The organism is Bacillus sp. 1780r2a1, from assembly GCA_024134725.1.
GTDB lineage: Bacteria > Bacillota > Bacilli > Bacillales > Bacillaceae_H > Priestia > Priestia aryabhattai_A.
This window is the reverse complement of record CP099863.1, coordinates 1714937-1733023: the sequence shown is the minus strand read 5'-3', so window position 1 is coordinate 1733023 and position 18087 is coordinate 1714937. Positions and strand designations below refer to the sequence as shown.

General features: G+C 39.3%; 13 protein-coding genes and 1 riboswitch. Of the genes, 7 read left to right on the top strand and 6 right to left on the bottom strand.

All coding sequences use genetic code 11. The annotated features are described in order from the left end of the window. Positions 1–10 precede the first annotated feature (10 nt). The gene (gltB, locus tag NIZ91_08685) at positions 11–4564 is read right to left on the bottom strand and encodes a glutamate synthase large subunit (protein ID USY56713.1); all 4554 of its coding nucleotides are present in this window, start codon (positions 4562–4564) and stop codon (positions 11–13) included. A 137-nt stretch (positions 4565–4701) separates the two neighbouring features. On the opposite strand from gltB, the gene NIZ91_08680 reads away from it, so the two are divergent. Beyond that, positions 4702–5604: a LysR family transcriptional regulator gene (locus NIZ91_08680; GenBank protein USY56712.1), complete on the top strand. Its 903-nt coding sequence runs from the start codon at positions 4702–4704 to the stop codon at positions 5602–5604. 38 nt (positions 5605–5642) lie between these two features. Here the strand turns inward: NIZ91_08680 and NIZ91_08675 are convergent, their stop codons facing one another. Then, a complete protein-coding gene (locus NIZ91_08675; protein ID USY56711.1) occupies positions 5643–6899 on the bottom strand; it encodes an Nramp family divalent metal transporter in 1257 nt (418 codons plus the stop codon). Between the two features lie 169 nt (positions 6900–7068). Between NIZ91_08675 and NIZ91_08670 the strand changes: the two genes are divergently transcribed. From NIZ91_08670 to NIZ91_08650, 5 genes are all read left to right on the top strand, one after another. Continuing rightward, complete coding sequence (locus NIZ91_08670) at positions 7069–8139, top strand: DUF3900 domain-containing protein (GenBank protein USY56710.1); 1071 nt, start codon at positions 7069–7071, stop codon at positions 8137–8139. A 180-nt stretch (positions 8140–8319) separates the two neighbouring features. Then, positions 8320–8520, top strand: a complete 201-nt coding sequence (locus tag NIZ91_08665; GenBank protein ID USY56709.1) for a cold-shock protein — start codon at positions 8320–8322, stop codon at positions 8518–8520. Between the two features lie 423 nt (positions 8521–8943). After that, positions 8944–9999 carry a carboxypeptidase gene (locus tag NIZ91_08660; GenBank protein USY56708.1) on the top strand — a complete coding sequence of 352 codons (1056 nt, stop codon included), beginning with the start codon at positions 8944–8946 and terminating at the stop codon, positions 9997–9999. Between the two features lie 289 nt (positions 10000–10288). Beyond that, positions 10289–10364, top strand: a riboswitch (glycine riboswitch). Between the two features lie 90 nt (positions 10365–10454). Next, complete coding sequence (locus NIZ91_08655; protein ID USY56707.1) at positions 10455–10727, top strand: ACT domain-containing protein; 273 nt, start codon at positions 10455–10457, stop codon at positions 10725–10727. A gap of 13 nt (positions 10728–10740) precedes the next feature. Beyond that, a complete protein-coding gene (locus NIZ91_08650) occupies positions 10741–12102 on the top strand; it encodes a PFL family protein (GenBank protein USY56706.1) in 1362 nt (453 codons plus the stop codon). A 204-nt stretch (positions 12103–12306) separates the two neighbouring features. Here the strand turns inward: NIZ91_08650 and NIZ91_08645 are convergent, their stop codons facing one another. The 4 genes from NIZ91_08645 to aspA form a co-directional block, all read right to left on the bottom strand. Then, positions 12307–13713 (bottom strand): PH domain-containing protein, encoded by a 1407-nt coding sequence (locus tag NIZ91_08645; protein USY56705.1) that lies wholly within the window; start codon positions 13711–13713, stop codon positions 12307–12309. Beyond that, positions 13706–14188, bottom strand: a complete 483-nt coding sequence (locus NIZ91_08640) for a PH domain-containing protein (GenBank protein USY56704.1) — start codon at positions 14186–14188, stop codon at positions 13706–13708. The genes NIZ91_08645 and NIZ91_08640 overlap by 8 nt, the downstream gene beginning before the upstream one ends. A gap of 145 nt (positions 14189–14333) precedes the next feature. Then, positions 14334–15662, bottom strand: coding sequence for an NAD-dependent malic enzyme (locus NIZ91_08635; protein ID USY56703.1), 1329 nt, complete (start codon positions 15660–15662; stop codon positions 14334–14336). Positions 15663–15723: 61 nt separating this feature from the next. After that, a complete protein-coding gene (gene aspA / locus NIZ91_08630) occupies positions 15724–17154 on the bottom strand; it encodes an aspartate ammonia-lyase (GenBank protein ID USY56702.1) in 1431 nt (476 codons plus the stop codon). 301 nt (positions 17155–17455) lie between these two features. On the opposite strand from aspA, the gene NIZ91_08625 reads away from it, so the two are divergent. Next, complete coding sequence (locus NIZ91_08625; protein ID USY56701.1) at positions 17456–18040, top strand: TIGR00730 family Rossman fold protein; 585 nt, start codon at positions 17456–17458, stop codon at positions 18038–18040. Positions 18041–18087 lie beyond the last annotated feature (47 nt).

Sequence of the window (18087 nt, the reverse complement as noted above, 5' to 3'; positions counted from 1 at the left end):
CTCCCCTTTCTTACTGAGCTACCGCTTCTTGTTGTTTTGAAATTGACTTCTTTTCTTGCTGTGCATTTTCTTCAAATGCGCTCATAATTGCTTCCTCTTCAGAAAGCCCTGCTTCTTTTTGTTCTTCAATACGAGTAATCATACGCTTGTAATCATTTGGAATAACTTTTACGAACTTACTAATCATTTGTGACCAGTTCTCTAAAACAAAGGCTGCTTTTTGGCTATTTGTATATTCAAGGTGACGCTCAATCATCGCTTTTACTTCGCCTGCCTCATGAGCTTCTAAACCTTCAAAACCAATCATTTCTTGATTACAAAGCTTCTTAAATTCGTCTTTATCATCTGCCAGTACGTATGCAATACCACCTGACATACCTGCTCCGAAGTTTTTACCAACAGTTCCCAGAACAACAACTCGACCACCTGTCATATATTCACAGCCGTGATCCCCGATACCTTCCACCACAACATGCGCACCGCTGTTACGAACTGCAAATCGCTCACCTGCTCTACCACTTACGTATGCTTCTCCACTTGTTGCACCGATAAAAGCAACGTTTCCAACAATAACATTGTCACCTGAAACGATAGTAGATTGCTTTGGTGCAGATACCGTGATTTTTCCACCTGACAAACCTTTACCAATATAGTCATTGGCATCACCTGTTAAATGGAGCGTCATACCAGTTGGAATAAATGCTCCGAAACTTTGGCCAGCTGAACCTGAGAAGCGAAGCGTAATCGTATCCTCAGCCAATCCTTGCTCACCGTAACGTTTGGTAATTTCACTACCAACAACCGTACCTACCACTCGATTCGTATTATGAATATCTAATGAAAGGTCCACTTGATATTGCTCTTCAATCGCTTGCTGTACAGCAGGTAAGATTTTTTGCACATCTAGAGACTGATCAATTTTATGATTTTGAGGTGTCTTAAACGTACGCACACCATCTACTTGATGTAAAAGTGTTGTCAAATTTAAGTACTGCGCTTTCCAATGTGACTGTGCACGCTCACTAACATGCAGCACATCTGTGCGTCCAACCATCTCTTCCATTGTTTTGAACCCTAGCTCCGCCATAATTTCACGAACTTCTTGTGCAACAAAACGCATATAGTTTACGATATGATCTGGCTCACCCAAGAACTTTTTACGAAGCTCTGGATTTTGTGTTGCTACACCAACAGGACATGTATCTAAATGGCAAGCACGCATCATGATGCAGCCTAATACAATTAGTGGAGCCGTAGCAAACCCATACTCTTCTGCACCTAAAAGTGCTGCCATAACAACGTCTTTTCCTGTCATTAGCTTTCCGTCTGTTTCTAGCACTACCTTCTCGCGAAGGCCGTTTAACATTAGAGTTTGGTGAGCTTCCGCTAAACCTAACTCCCAAGGTAGGCCCGTATGTTTAATACTCGTTTTTGGTGACGCACCTGTTCCACCGTCGTATCCACTAATAACAATTACATCTGCTACACCTTTTGCAACACCAGCAGCAATCGTTCCAACACCTGCTTTTGATACAAGCTTAACGCTAATACGAGCATTACGGTTGGCATTTTTCAAGTCATGAATAAGCTGAGCCAAGTCTTCAATTGAATAAATATCATGATGTGGTGGAGGAGAGATTAATCCCACTCCCGGAGTAGATCCACGAACATCTGCAACCCATGGATATACTTTGTTTCCTGGCAGCTGTCCGCCTTCTCCTGGTTTAGCTCCTTGAGCCATTTTAATTTGCAACTCATCAGCATTTACTAAATAGTGACTTTTCACACCAAATCGTCCTGATGCAATTTGTTTAATGGCACTTCGACGGTTATCACCGTTTTCATCAAGCTCATAGCGTCTTGGATTTTCTCCACCTTCACCACTATTGCTTCTAGCACCTAATTTATTCATTGCAATGGCTAATGCTTCGTGTGCTTCCTCACTCAAAGAACCAAACGACATAGCGCCTGATTTAAAGCGTTTAACAATAGAATCCACAGATTCTACTTCATCGATTGAAAGAGCTGGACGTTCTTGTTTAAAGGCAAACAGGTTACGTAAGAACCCAATACGCTCTTCGTTTGCAGCCTCGGAAAACTGCTTAAATAAATCGTAATCACCTTTTCGACAAGCCCATTGTAAGGTATGAATCGTTTTCGGGTTAAACGCATGATGCTCACCCGTTTTTCGCCATTGGAAGTCACTTCCCGACTCTAAAGTCTGCTCGTATGCTTCAGCATAAGCTAATTGGTGACGTGTACGCGCTTCTCTTCCAATAACGTCTAGACCAATTCCTCCTAATTGAGATGCTGTACCTGTAAAGTAAGCTGCAATAACTTCTTCACCGATTCCAACTGCTTCAAAGATTTGAGCTCCTCGGTAACTTTGCACAGTAGAAATTCCCATTTTAGACATTACTTTTACAACGCCTTCAGTAACTGCTTTTACATACTTTGTTACCGCTACTTGATAAGACGTTTTTAAATTACCAGCTGCAATTTCATAATCATACGTTGCAAATGCTAAATAAGGGTTGATTGCGTCTGCTCCATAACCAATTAAAGCTGCAAAATGATGTACTTCACGAACTTCTCCAGATTCAATAACTAAGCTGACCTTTGTACGACTTCCGCGACGAATTAAATGCTGGTGAAGAGCACTTGCAACTAATAAAATTGGCATCGCAGCACTGTTAGCATTAATATCTCGATCACTCAGGATTAAGATACTAGCACCCTCTACAATTGCTTTTTCTGCATTATTAAATAAGCCTTCTAAAGATGTTTTCAAGTCATCTTTAAATACTGTTGAAAGAACAGCACTCTTGAAACCTTTAATACTATCTTCTTTTAACGTTTGAAGCTGTCCATTCGTTAACACTGGCGTTTCTAGCTGGATGCGGCGACTATTTTCTTCTGTTGGATGCAATAAATTACCTTCTGCACCTAACAGCGTCATTGTTGAAGTAACAAGCTGCTCACGAATTGCATCGATTGGAGGGTTCGTTACTTGCGCAAACAACTGTTTAAAATAATTAAATAGCGATTGAGGTCGATCTGAAAGAACCGCAAGTGGCGTATCATTTCCCATTGAACCTAACGGATCTTTACCTTCATTCACGACCGGTAGTAAATATTTATGAATGTCTTCATACGTATAGCCAAATGCTTTTTGACGCACAACTAAATCGTCAAAAGATTCCGGCTTTTCATCAGCTGAGTGAGCTAACTTTACCATCTGCTCATCTAACCACTGCTGATACGGTGCTGCTTGCGCCATTTCAGCTTTAATTTCTTCGTCTGAAATAATGCGCCCTTCTTCTAAATCAATTAGCAACATTTTTCCTGGGCTTAAACGCTCTTTATAAAGAACATTGTCCTCTTCTACTGGAATAACTCCTACTTCAGAAGAAAGAATAATATAATCATCTTTTGTCACGTAATAACGCGCTGGACGCAATCCATTTCTATCTAAGATTGCACCAATCTGTTTTCCATCAGTAAATGAAATAGCAGTCGGTCCATCCCATGGCTCCATAAGAGCGCTATGGTACTCATAAAATGCACGCTTCTCATCAGACATATGAGGATTCTCAGTCCAAGGTTCTGGAATCATCATCATTGCAGCATGCGCTGGCTTTCTGCCTGCTAACACGAAAAACTCAAGTGCATTATCAAGAATGGACGAGTCGCTGCCTTCGCTATCTAAAATTGGCAGTACTTTATGAAGATCTGAACCAAAAGCTTCTGAAACGAACTGCTGCTCACGTGCTTTCATCCAATTTTGATTTCCACGAAGCGTATTAATTTCGCCGTTGTGAATTAAATAACGATTTGGATGCGCGCGCTCCCAGCTCGGAAACGTATTTGTGCTAAAGCGTGAATGCACTAAAGCAAACGGAGATGTAAAGCTTTCATCTTGTAGGTCAAGGTAAAACGCATCTACTTGCTCTGGTGTTAATAAACCCTTATAAACAATCGTTCTGCTAGATAAACTTGAAAAGTAAACGCGGTTTTTACGCTCTGCTGCCCAATACTCAGCTTGTTTACGAATAATATATAATTTGCGTTCGAACGCCAAATCATCTGTAATGCTTTCATCTGCACCAATAAATACTTGGCGCACGTGCGGACAGCTTTCTTTCGCGACTTTTCCGATTTTTCCGACATTTGTTGGTACAGTTCTCCAACCAATCAGCGCTTGCCCTTCTTGTTCAATTAAAGCATTGATATACGCTTCGATTTCTTGTTGTTCTTGCTCATTATTTGAGAAAAAGATCATGCCTACACCGTAGCGACCTTTTTGAGGTAATGAAAAATCAGTACATGCTTTTGTAAAAAAGTCATGTGGAATTTGAACCATTAATCCCGCTCCATCACCCGTTAGCGGATCACTTCCTTGACCACCACGATGATCTAGTTGACAAAGCATATTTAGTCCTTTTTTTACGATGTCGTGCGATGCCACTCCTTTTAAGTGAGCATATAATCCGATTCCGCATGCATCGTGCTCAAACTCAGGACGGTAGAGACCTTGAGCTTTCGGCATTTGATTGTATGTCATTTTTTTCTCCCCCGTTCGTTTTCTTTATCTATTTATTAAGACCACTTGGTTATATTTTAAGTTTTCAAATTAATATAAACAATATATAATTTAGATGAAACCAATCTCATTTCGAGATATAGAGGAGGAGTAAGCCAATGGAACTTAGACAATTACGCTATTTTATGGAAGTTGCCAGACGTGAGCACGTATCTGAAGCGGCTGAACATTTGCACGTTGCACAGTCTGCTATCAGCCGACAAATTGCCAATTTAGAAGATGAACTGGGCGTGGAGTTATTTCAAAGAGAAGGAAGAAATGTAAAGTTAACGTCGATTGGAAAATTATTTCTAGAACATACGGAAACGGCTATGAAAGCAATTGATTATGCAAAAGAGCAAGTGGATGAATATTTAGATCCTGAGCGAGGAACGATTAAAATCGGATTCCCTACCAGTTTATCAAGTCATCTTTTACCTACGATTATATCTGCGTTTAAAGAGAGTCATCCAAACGTTGCTTTTCACTTAAGACAAGGTTCTTATAAGTTTCTTATTGAATCCGTTAAGAAGCGAGATATTAATATTGCTTTTTTAGGCCCTGTACCTGTAGACGATGAAGATATTGAAGGGCATATTTTATTTACGGAAAAGATACTGGCACTTGTTCCTTCAAGTCATCCCTTAGCAACACAGGAAAATTTACGCCTTCGTGATCTACGTAACGAAGATTTCGTTTTATTCCCAAATGGATTTGTGCTTCGTAAGATTGCCGTGGATGCTTGTAAGCAAGCTGGATTTATGCCGAATATCTCATCTGAAGGTGAAGATTTAGATGCAATTAAAGGTCTAGTCTCAGCAGGTATGGGAATTACACTTTTACCTGAAAGTACGGTCTCTGAAACAACGCCAAGATTCACAACAAAGATTCCTATCCATACTCCTGAAGTGAAACGAACAGTTGGAATGATTATCCCAAGAAACCGAAATTTAGCACCCTCTGATCAAATCTTTTATGAGTTTGTTAAATCCTTTTTTGCTATGTTAGAACAGTATAAATGAAGAGTTTCTTCATTTATACTGTTCTCTTCTATATATAATTAAAATATATTACGCAGTTCGTTTATCATTAGTACAATAAATAATAAAATACAAACAGCCAGCATAACGTTATTCCATAATGGATTACGATATTGTTTTTCTACTCGGTTTGAATTTAAAAGCCAAAGTAATGATAAAGCTAGAAACGGCATAAATAATGCCCCTAACGCACCGTAAGCCATAATAAGGCCAACAGGCTTTCCAATAAACAATAAAAGCATGGAAGGGAATGTTAACCAGATTAAATACGCACGATATGGTTTTGTTTTCTCCACGACCACCCCTGGATTTTTTGGCTCTTTTTTCATAATACGAACAAAGTCAGCAAATAGGTATGGCACACCGTTCCATACGCCTAACAATGACGTAAAGGACGCTGCCCAAAAACCGATTAAAAATAACCAGCGCATTGGTTCATTAAAACGCTCACCTAGCATGCTCGATAACTGGACAAGACCTTGCTCACCACTTAATGTTATGCCTGTCCCAAATAAAAACTCCGCTCCTACGACAAGAAGAGATAGCGTAAAGATAGCGGTTACAATATATGCAACTGCTGAATCAAGACGCATAATTGAAATCCAAGAACGATGGTTCCAACCTTTCTCACGAATCCAATACCCATACGAAGCCATTGTAATAGAGCCACCTACTCCTCCAATTAAAGCCAAAGCGTTCATCAAAGAGCCTTCAGGTACTTTTGGCACCATGCCTAAAGCAAGTGCTGTTAGATTTGGAGAAAGCAATATGGCAGTTCCTACAACCGTAACAAACATGATGCCAACAAAAATAGTCATCAGCTTTTCAACTAATGCATATCTCCCGTTCCAAACTAGTATAAAACCAATAAGTGCATGAATAATCGCCCATGCCCAAAGCGGGAGCTGAGGAAATAAAGCATGCATGGCTAAAGCACACGACGATGAAACAGCGGCTCCAAATACAAATCCCCAAAGAACTGAATATACTCCGAAATAGCTGGTAGCCCATTTCCCCATTGAATTCCAGCCTTCTAAAATAGTTTGTCCAGTTGACAGTTGCCATCTTCCTACACCTTCATTTAAGTAATACTTTAAAATGGCTCCTACGACAATAGCCCATGCGAACGTCATGCCAAGCGTCGCCCCTGCTACTAATGCAGCAACTAAATCCCCAGCTCCAACACCCGTTGCAGCCGTGATTAATCCAGGTCCAACTTTTGAAAGTCTACTCCTCAGACGAGTAGGCGCTTCATTCGTATGTAATTCTACAGTCATACAATTCCCTCCCTTTTTTACTAGACTCTCGTTACCTATTATACTGTTTTTTGTAAATTTTAGAAAGTTTCGTTTTTTCAAGTTTAACTATGCTTTATTTATCATTGACGCTTTTTTCTCTTTTCCACTATACTGAAATGATGAACTCTTAATGAAACAAGGTGAAGCTATGGATTTTAAAATTAATTTCTTATCATTTTACGTCATTCAAGTAGACGGTAAAGACGAACAAGCAGACAAACGCTACAAGCATTTTCAGACGCTAGATACAGAAGAGTATGAAGAGAGCTCAATTAAAGACTTTTTAGACGGTGAGTTTAAAAAGATTGTTAAACGGAAGGTTGAACGTCACCCAAAGGCTGAACAAGTTCCCACAAAACTCGGGTACTTTGTCACAGAACCTGGACACGCTTTGGATTCTAACCCTAACTTTAACTTATTTCATCGCACGCGCTTCGCAACGACAAAAGAAGAGTTTGAGGAAAATAGCGAACAGTTTATTCACGCATATTTAGATACCGCAGCCGTGCGAGGCGGTGCTTTTTTAGTTATATCCGCTGTACCACGCAAATATTTCGATCATGCGTTTGTATTTATTTTAAAATGTGATTTCGAACCAAAAGTAGCTTCAATTACCGATGAGTCAACACTCATTCGCCATGTAGAAATGGCCATTACAACCAAGAACATGAAGTCTATTCAATACCCCTACATGCCTGAAGAAGGCATGGTGGAAGAAAGCGAACTCGTCATTCACCAAGCGTCTCACGCCCGTTACTTTGAAGACTTCTTAAAGTTCATTGACTACAACGAGCCGATGCCTGAGATTATGAAAACACAAGTGATGGATATGGTGCGTGAACACGTCAGCGAAACGTTTGAAGCAGAAAGCGTAGAACTTGAACAGTTTGAGTCGGACATGGAACTGTGGGCAACAAGTGAAAAGCGTGAGCTTCAAGAACGTTTGGATACCCATCAAGTTATGGAAGCTGCTGCTCATATCGTCGAACATACGCCTGATGCCGAGCTTAAAATGAAGCTTGGCGAAACGGAGATTAAAGGACTGTTAGCGGATTTCGGGGAAAATATTCACTTAGCGAAAGTAAACGGACGCTATGTGGCGTTAATTGAAGCGGAATCGATTCTGTTTGAAAAAGGTGCGTCTCCGATTGAGTTTCATAAGCCTGGGGATTTGCACGGGATTATTGAGAAAATCAGCAGTAAGAACTGGGATGAATGAGTGAAATTGATAAAAGTACGTAGTTATTTCTCCCTTTACTTGCAATACTGATTTGTTTCTGTTATGCTTAGGAAGAATTATTTTTGTTCGGTAAGGATTGACAAGTTAACAACTTTCGTCTGAAGATTTGAGCAAGAATAGTAACACAATGTGTGCAAAGCACACGAGGAGGCAACAACTATGGAACAAGGTAAAGTAAAATGGTTTAACGCAGAAAAAGGTTTTGGATTCATCGAGCGCGAAAACGGAGACGATGTATTCGTACATTTCTCAGCAATCCAAAGCGAAGGTTTCAAATCTTTAGATGAAGGTCAAGCTGTAACTTTTGAAGTTGAGCAAGGTCAACGTGGACCTCAAGCTACTAACGTTCAAAAAGCATAATTAATACAGACACCTATGAACAGACTCTACTTGTAGAGTCTGTTTTTAATTTGCAACAAAATTTGGACATAATAAAAACCCTACTCACGAATGAATAGGGAAAATCAAAACACAGATAGTAACTGGTAAAGAAAATGGTAAACTTAGTATAGCATAGTATTCCTATAATACCTAACTTTTTATTCTACCTATGATGATAATCAATAGTTTAGCTCACTCAGCACTACCATTACTCCCCCCTTCTCTCCTAGCTTACCTTCCACTTGCTTGTATGATTGCAATAGGTTATTAATCTTCTCATTAAAATATTCTCAAAATACAGTATTTTAAGCTCATGCCTTTTTTAACTACTTATTCTATTATAAAAGAGTAGCGCTGTGTGTACAGGCATAGCGTATAATCTGATATCTTGGGGGAATTAGGATGACATTGAAAAAGAAAATCACGGTATTATCATTATCTAGTATTATGACATTAGGGGTATTTACATCAACTACACTACCTGCTCAAGCTGTTGGAAACGGTCCAAACGTTGGTCAAAATGAAACGATCAACACGTCAATTCTCCATACATATGAAGAAATGGTAAACTTCTTAAAAACGCAAGAAGCAAAACAAAGCGCAATGAACCTTGAAGTCATTGGACAAACTGTAAAAGGTCGCGACATTCATTTAGTCAAGTACATATCAAATCCAGACAACCCAACCATTTTGTTTTTAACACAGCAGCATGGAAATGAACAACTAACGACTGAAGGAACTCTAGAGTTTATTAAACACCTAGGGACTAATAAAACAAAAGGAATTCTTGACAATGTAAATATTTTAATTGTACCAATGTTGAACGCTGACGGAGCGATGGGCGACGTAAACTTCTCATTGGATGACTATAGAGCAAGCGGAGATCGTCACTTAACTCGTTATAATGCCATGGAAGTAGACTTAAACCGTGACCATGTAAAAAAAGAGCAACCTGAAACAAAGGCTCTTCATAATAACGTATTAAGTAAATATAAGATTGACTACATGATTGATTTGCATCATCAAGGTACACAAAGTGAACGTGACGGAAAACTTGTGTCCGGTTCTATTCTTTATCCAACAAATCCCCAGGTAAAGCCTGAAGTGGTTGAGAAATCGAAAAAGCTAGGGTCTGTTGTCTTTCATTCCGTTGACTCAAAAGGTTGGGGACACCTTGGTAAATATGCTGGCGGTTCTGATAACGCGATTGGCCGTAACGGCGCTGCGACTGAGTATGGTATTGCAACCCTTCTCTTTGAAATGCGCGGAATGTCCGATCACAACAACGAATCATATGTACTTGGTCAAAAAAGCAACGGCTATTTAATTAAACAAACAATCACTACTTTAGACTCAACTGTACGAGCTATTGCGGATGGCTCAATAGAAAAAGCAGATACAAGCTTTTGGGACACGCTTGCTACTCAAACAACTCGTCCTTCTGGAGAAGACGAGTAAGCCAACAATTATTAAAGGAAAGCGACTTCTATACGCTTTCCTTTTTTATTTTTATAAAAATCGTACCTTTTCCCCTTCGCTTATTCTACTTTTAACTGTGACATACCACCTTAAGCAAAAGGACTTCAAAGCACCCCCAGCCTCCCTACGTACACGTGATAAAATAATACAAATGTTCAAAAAAGTTGACTATCCTTTCCTTTGTTGATATGATTTCTCTATTGGTTTTTGAGCCAATACTAAGTTGAATATTCCCCAAGCAATGATTGTTGTGGATAACACTACAACAGGAGCAGCTTCTGGAGAGACCGCACAGGCGGCGCCGAAGGATTCACAATCTCAGGCAAAAGGACAGAAGAGTAACGATACATACGTATGTTATTCGATGACCTATTCGAGATTGGATTCTTCCAATCTCTTTTTTTATTTTCTATATTATTTTTGAGGTGATTATTATGCAACAAAAGCGCGCTGTGGTTAGCGTAATTGGACAAGATCAAGTAGGTATCATTTCGAGCGTCACAACTATCTTATCAAATCAAGGTGTTAATATTCTCGATATTAGTCAGACAATATTACAAGATTTTTTTACAATGATGATGATTGTCGATGTATCAACTACTGAACTAAACTCGCTACAACATTCTTTAAATAACATTAGCGAAGAGCTTGGTTTAAAAATTCACGTGCAGCTTGAAGAAACGTTCCAAGCTATGCACCGCGTATAAAGGAGAAATTAATATGAGCATTGCCTTAACAGAAATGATGGAAACCATCCGCATGGTCCAAATGGAAAACCTTGATATCCGTACAGTAACAATGGGTATTAGTTTAAGAGACTGTGCAGATTCTAACTTTGAAACAATGAATCAAAATGTTTACAATAAAATTGTTTCATATGCAGGCGAATTAAAAGAAACAGCGGAACAGGTTGAAAAAGAATATGGAATTCCAATTGTCAATAAGCGCATATCAATTACTCCTATCGCAGAGATTTTAGGCCATGCAACGGTTGAAGAAACAATTACCCTTGCTAAAACACTAGACCGCGCTGCACAGCAGGTTGGCGTTGATTTTATCGGTGGCTTCTCAGCTCTTATTCATAAAGGAATTTCAAAAAGTGATCAAACGCTACTGGACGCGCTGCCTGAAGCTCTTAGCGTAACAGAACGCGTTTGTTCTTCCATCTCAGTAGCTACCACTCGTACGGGTATTAATATGGATGCTGTGAAACAGCTCGGTATTATTATTAAAGAAGCTGCGGAACGTACAAAAGATCGTGACGGCATTGCTTGTGCAAAACTTGTGGTTTTTTGTAATCCTGTTGAAGACAATCCATTTATGGCCGGAGCTTTTCACGGATCCGGTGAAGGTGAAGTGGTCTTAAATGTAGGTGTTAGTGGTCCTGGTGTTGTTTTAAATGCATTAAAACGTCATCCTAACGCTGATTTAGGTGAAGTATCTGAAGTAATTAAAAAAACGGTATTCAAAATTACGCGCGCTGGTGAGTTAATTGGACGCGTCGTAGCTGAGCGACTAAACGTCCCCTTCGGTATCATGGACTTATCGCTAGCGCCTACTAATGCTATTAACGACAGCGTTGCTGAAATCTTAGAAGAAATTGGTTTAGAACGTGTGGGCACTCACGGTACAATTGCTGCTTTAGCACTTATGAACGATGCTGTAAAAAAAGGTGGTGCAATGGCTAGCTCTTACGTCGGTGGGCTAAGCGGGGCTTTTATTCCCGTAAGTGAAGATAATGGGATGATTAAAGGAATTACTGATGGTTCTCTAAATCTGTCAAAACTTGAAGCGATGACTTGCGTATGTTCCGTTGGTTTAGATATGATCGCCTTAACAGGGGATGTTAGTCCTGCTACGCTTTCCGGAATAATTGCTGATGAAGCGGCAATTGGAATGATTAACAAAAAAACAACGGCTGTACGTGTTATTCCTGTACCCGGTAAAAATGAAGGTGAAATGGTCGAGTTCGGTGGCCTTCTAGGCCGAGCGCCAGTTATGGGTGTTAATCCTTACAGCTCTGAACGATTGGTAAATCGCGGTGGACGAATTCCTGCTCCCTTACAAGCATTGATTAATTAAGTAAAGAGAGTCAGCGGAAGTACTACTCTTCACGCTGACTCTCTTTATAGACTTGCAAGCAGGATTTGCAAATGCAAGAATGACTAGAACTTGCTGTCAACGCAGTAGGAAACTCTTCTTCTGTGCACCAACAAGTAAATTCTTCTTCTTTTAAAACATACTGACAGCCGTTCTGTTTTCCACACAGTGGACACATTCTGCTCATCATACTTTATCTTTCTTAACATCCCAACGTGTAACTTCATCAAAGATTGGTTTCCATATGCGCTCTGGCAAGTAGCCCACTCCATAGGAAGAACCAAGCCCCATCGTTGATACACTAAGATAACGCCACCCTTTTTTCCAAAACCTGCTGCTTGCTTTCACTTTGACATCCTGAATCTTTCTACGCTGCATAATCGTTGTTTTCCGAGTGATAAACTGGGATCGAACACTTAAAAATTCACGTGTCATCATTACGCCTCCTTGGCGATATCCAAACCATGTTAATAGCCAAGCTGCTAGAAAGAGGATAACTACTCCCCACACAAGCTGAACTTTCCAAAAGCTAATTGCTATCACTGCAATACAAGCTGGGATGAAGACATACAACAGCTTATACCAAACATAGTTTCTCACTACGTTTGGCTTATACTCAAGATAATGATAAGTAGGAAGATAATCTGAAAAAACATCCACCATTTCTTTTTTCTTTAGAAATGGGTGTAAATATACTTTTTGTTCTAAATCAGAAGTTACGACTTTTAACGAAATAGCTCCCCAGCCAAATAAACGTTGAAGAAGTCCTTCTTCAACTGTAATTGCCTTAATCTTTTCAAAAGGAACCGTGAGCGAGCGCTTGTTTAATAACCCGTACTGAACTTGAAGATGCTTTTCATAACGCTCCACCACAAAATTACCAAAGCGAATTACGTACAAAATAATAGAAAGTATATACGCTATGCATAAAATAAAAAATACTAATATGATAATAGCTACAATTGACTGGGTAATAATTTGTTCATAAGCATTTTGAATCCATGGGTTGATTAAGTCATCCACGTATTCGTACAGCACACCTAGTCCAGCAAAAATATAGCCAAAGTTTGCCGATAATGCAGCAGCAATTACTAAGCGACTGGTAGGAACCTTTAATGTTTTAATGATATTTTCCCTTTCAGGACTCTCTTCCACTGAAAGAGACTCCCCTGCTTGAAGCATTGTTTTTAACTCGTGAGCATCTTTCATCAAGATGCCCGGCAAATCCACTTCTGCCCCCATTCCTGTTCCACCTGCTGTTTCGATACGAAGTCGTGCAAGTCTAACTAGTCGAAAGAGGAAAGGCTGATCAATTTGAATTGATTGAATACGCGTTAATTGAATAAAACTATTTTCTTTTTTAAAGACGCCTTTTTTGATTCGAATTTCTTTTTCCGTAACTTCATAACGAAATGTTTTCCATTTAATAAATGCAAAAAACAAGCTGATGCCTACAATGATTAAACCTATCCACCAGTATGTCAAAATCTTATCTCGCTGAAGAATAATTAAAAATGCAAATGGTAAAATATTGTCTTTTATGTACTTTGCAGCTTGAACAAGAACGGCAAGAGGATGTAATTTTTTACTCATATTCGTCCTTCACCTCTGCCATCTTTGCGATTGTTTCGCGTAAGTTATTTGCATCTTCTGATTGTAGAGCTGGAAACTCAAGAAACCCTGCAGCTGTTACAACATTAATTGAGGCAAGACCGTATCTACGTAAAATTGGACCCGTAGATGTTTCCACATGTTGTACCTTCACAATCGGCACTTTTGTATGACTCCAGATAAACAAACCTTTTTGTACTTCAATATGCGTCTCTGTTAGTTGGTACGAATACACTTTCATGTAAATGCTGGGGGCGATAACAACATACACAACAAAGCTAACAATTAGCAAAGCTCCAGAAACCCAAAAAACCCAAATCCACCAATTAAAAAAATAAACAAGAACATAATAACCAATTGTGCCAGCTAACCATACTAGATGTGGCAACAACGCTTGAATTCTCATTGCGCTTTTAGCTGCGGAAGGTAGCTTCCCCTGTAAATGTGTAATTTCCATATATATATCCTCTCAATTCATTTATTCTTTCTTTTTATACGCTTGTGCTACCCAAAAAGTTTCAATAATATGTATTTTTTCATATTTTTTCTAATTTGTATATAAAAAACCGCACTGAATTATTTCAGTGCGGTTTTTTTATTCATTATTGATAAACATTCTTTTTTACGTCACTTTGTACTGCTGCGCGCTCTACTGCTTCAGCAACAGCTTCATGTACATTAACATTTAGCGGATGAGGAACTAAATCACCTGGTTTTGTTGAATTTGCAATTGCTTCTGCAGCTGCAACTAGCATTTTGTGAGTAATATCGCGAACACCAGCGTTTAGTACACCGCGGAAGATACCTGGAAATCCTAATACATTATTTACAGAGCGTCCATCTGTCGCATAAATTGCTCCAGCTTCCAATGCATCTTCTTGTTCAATTTCAGGCTTTGGATTTGATAGAGCTAAAATAATTTGTCCTTTTTGTACCCATTCTTTCTTAATAAGTCCTGGTACACCTGTTGTTGCAATAACAATATCGCTTTGCTTCATTAACTCTTCTAGGCTATCAACTGTTTCGCCACCGTATGAACGAAGACGATCTTTTGCTTCTTCAGACTTATCAGCCCCAACTACGCTTTCGACACCATATGCCATCAACATGCGGCAAATTGCAATACCAGCTGCTCCAAGGCCAATTTGACCAACACGCGCTTGTTTTAAGTTAACACCAGCACTGCGACATGCTGAGATAGCTGCAGCTAACGTAACTACCGCCGTTCCGTGCTGATCGTCATGCATAACTGGAATATCCAGCTCTTTCTTCAAGCGCTCTTCCACTTCAAAACAATGCGGAGAACCAATATCTTCAAGTAAAATACCACCAAATCCTGGTGAGATATTTTTAACCGTTTGAATAATTTCTTCCGGACTGTTCACATCTAATAAGATAGGAATAGCATTAATATTAGTAAGCTGATCAAAAAGGGCTGCTTTCCCTTCCATAACAGGCATACCGGCTACTGGTCCAATATTACCTAAACCTAAGATTGCTGTCCCATCTGTTACAACAGCTACAGTGTTGCTAATGCTTGTATAAATTTTTGCTTTTTCTGGCTGTTCTTTAATCGCCATGCATACGTTGGCTACACCTGGTGTGTACACACGTCGTAAATCCGCTAACGTTTCAATTTTCATTTTACTTTTCATTTGAATTTTTCCGCCTTCGTGAGCGTGTAAAACTTCATCTGAAACTGTGTGCAGCGTAATTCCATCCAAGCTACGAACTGCATCTAGTAACTCTTCTAGTTGTTCTTCGCTCTCAACTTGTACGGTAATGCTTCTTCGCGTATAGTTATGGCCTACCTTAACTGTTTCAACTTCTCCAATGTCGCCACCTACGCGACCAATTGCCGTAGCTACTCGTCCTAAATTCCCTGGTACACTTGGTGTTTGAATCATTAAAGTACGAATAATATTGCTCATGTTGACTCCTCCATTTTTATCATTTTAGTGTTAATTCTTAGTCTGTCTACTTGTCCTACGATTATTGACGGTCAAAAAGTGAGTTGCCTGCAATACCTGGATTCGTCATTTCATAAGGGTTTAGGATTAAATCTAGCTCTTCTTCTGTCAATACGTCATGTTGTAAGCAAAGTTCTCGTACAGATTTCCCTGTCATAATAGCTTCTCTTGCAATACGAGAAACAACTTCATATCCTAAGTGTGGGTTAACTGCAGTAATAACGCCTACACTTTTCTCTACATATTCTTTTAATCGCTCTTCGTTTGCCTCAATACCTTCTAAGCAGTATTTTGTAAACGCGTCAAAGCCATTGTTCATGATGCTAATAGACTGCAATAGGTTAAAGACAAGCACAGGTTCCATTACGTTTAACTCAAGCTGCCCTGCTTCTGAAGCCAAACAAATCGTATGGTCATTTCCAATAACTTGGAATGCCACTTGATTAATTAGTTCTGGCATTACTGGATTTACTTTACCAGGCATAATCGAAGATCCGGGCTGGCGAGCAGGAAGACTAATTTCCGCTAAGCCTGCGCGTGGGCCAGAAGCCATTAAGCGTAAATCGTTTGCAATTTTAGACATGTTCATCATGCAGACTTTTAAAGCTGCTGATACTTCTGTATAAGCATCTGTATTTTGCGTTGCATCCACAAGGTGCTCTGCTCCATATAACGGTAGTCCGCTAATATCAGCTAAATACTTCACCACATTCTCAATATATTTCGGATCAGCATTTAAACCCGTTCCTACTGCAGTTGCTCCCATATTCACTTCATATAGATGCTGGCGGGATTGGCTGATACGTTTAATATCACGCTCTAAAACACGACTGTATGCAGCAAATTCTTGTCCTAAACGAATTGGTACTGCATCCTGAAGATGCGTTCTGCCCATTTTAATAATTGGATCAAACTGCTTTGCTTTCTTTTTAAAGACTTCTACCATATTACCCATTGTTGCTAATAAATCATCTAATAGGCGCAATGTTGATAGATGAATAGCGGTAGGGAACACATCATTAGTAGACTGAGACATGTTTACATGACTGTTCGGACTAAGTTTTACATAATCTCCTTTCTCATGGCCCATTAGCTCTAATGCACGATTTGCAATAATTTCATTCATATTCATATTCATTGATGTACCTGCTCCACCTTGAATAGGATCCACAATGAAATACTCATGCCACTGCCCTGCAATCACTTCGTCAGCCGCCTGTACGATAGCGCTTCCAATACCATCGTATAATCGTTTAGTATCCATATTTGCCATGGCAGCTGCTTTTTTGATCATCGCAAGAGCGCGAATCATTTCTTTGTTTACTTTGTATCCAGTGATTGGAAAGTTTTCAACTGCGCGCATTGTTTGGACACCGTAATATACGTCTTTTGGAAGTTCCTTTTCGCCAAGAAAATCTTTTTCAATACGACTTTGCTGTTCCTTTTTCGCCATACCGCGACCTACTTTCTATTAGTTAATTCTTATATGAGTGTGCTTAATTCTCAGCTTTTCCGTTTTAACTAGCGTACTACGCTGCATGACGCCTTCTATTAAACACTTAATATACGCTTTGATTATAAAGAAAATTATACTAATAATCAAGGTAACTCCAAAAGAGGTTTTACTTTTTTTAGTATCAAAACAAAAACGTATGTTCTTATTTGTGGAATCGATTATTTTTTATCATAAAAAAGGGTTTTATCATAAATAAACGAAATGTTATTACTATATATTGTGAAAAGGAGGAATGCACATGAAAGCGATTTGTGTTTTTGCTGGAGCTAATTCTGGTGTTCACCACCACTATAAAAATACTGCTGTAGAACTGGGAGCGTACATGGCTAAACATGATTATAAATTAATTTATGGTGGATCGAAAATGGGCTTGATGGGTGAAGTAGCTAATGAAATGTTAAAGCATGGCGGTCACGTGGTAGGCATTATGCCAAAAGGGCTTTTCAGCGGTGAGATTGTTCATACCGCGCTTACAGAATTGATTGAAGTAAGCAGCATGCACGAGAGAAAAGCCGCCATGCACGATTTGGCTGATGGCTATATTGCCTTGCCAGGAGGGTTTGGTACTTTTGAAGAACTATTTGAAGCACTTTGTTGGGCCCAAATTGGTATTCATAAAAAACCAGTTGGACTACTCAATGTGAACGGATATTATAATGCGTTAATGAGTATGGTTGAACACGCTGTAACAGAGGGCTTTTCACAAGAATCAGCCATTCAGCTTATCAATATTTCAAGCAGCCCGCAGTCGTTAATTTCATCAATGATGAACTTCACTTCTCCTTCCACCCCTTACACAAAATGGAACAATGCTTCTTCATGAATCAAGAAAAGAGTACACTACTGTACTCTTTTTTTATTTGCCGCTTA

What these genes read in the sequence shown, in the direction of transcription:
- NIZ91_08660 (USY56708.1), top strand. Translation starts at nt 8,944, where the DNA reads ATGACATTGAAAAAGAAAATCACGGTATTATCATTATCTAGTATTATG.
- NIZ91_08670 (USY56710.1), top strand. Translation starts at nt 7,069, where the DNA reads ATGGATTTTAAAATTAATTTCTTATCATTTTACGTCATTCAAGTAGAC.
- NIZ91_08655 (USY56707.1), top strand. Translation starts at nt 10,455, where the DNA reads ATGCAACAAAAGCGCGCTGTGGTTAGCGTAATTGGACAAGATCAAGTA.
- NIZ91_08675 (USY56711.1), bottom strand. Translation starts at nt 6,899, where the DNA reads ATGACTGTAGAATTACATACGAATGAAGCGCCTACTCGTCTGAGGAGT.
- NIZ91_08625 (USY56701.1), top strand. Translation starts at nt 17,456, where the DNA reads ATGAAAGCGATTTGTGTTTTTGCTGGAGCTAATTCTGGTGTTCACCAC.
- NIZ91_08645 (USY56705.1), bottom strand. Translation starts at nt 13,713, where the DNA reads ATGAGTAAAAAATTACATCCTCTTGCCGTTCTTGTTCAAGCTGCAAAG.
- NIZ91_08650 (USY56706.1), top strand. Translation starts at nt 10,741, where the DNA reads ATGAGCATTGCCTTAACAGAAATGATGGAAACCATCCGCATGGTCCAA.
- NIZ91_08640 (USY56704.1), bottom strand. Translation starts at nt 14,188, where the DNA reads ATGGAAATTACACATTTACAGGGGAAGCTACCTTCCGCAGCTAAAAGC.
- NIZ91_08680 (USY56712.1), top strand. Translation starts at nt 4,702, where the DNA reads ATGGAACTTAGACAATTACGCTATTTTATGGAAGTTGCCAGACGTGAG.
- gltB (USY56713.1), bottom strand. Translation starts at nt 4,564, where the DNA reads ATGACATACAATCAAATGCCGAAAGCTCAAGGTCTCTACCGTCCTGAG.
- NIZ91_08635 (USY56703.1), bottom strand. Translation starts at nt 15,662, where the DNA reads ATGAGCAATATTATTCGTACTTTAATGATTCAAACACCAAGTGTACCA.
- aspA (USY56702.1), bottom strand. Translation starts at nt 17,154, where the DNA reads ATGGCGAAAAAGGAACAGCAAAGTCGTATTGAAAAAGATTTTCTTGGC.
- NIZ91_08665 (USY56709.1), top strand. Translation starts at nt 8,320, where the DNA reads ATGGAACAAGGTAAAGTAAAATGGTTTAACGCAGAAAAAGGTTTTGGA.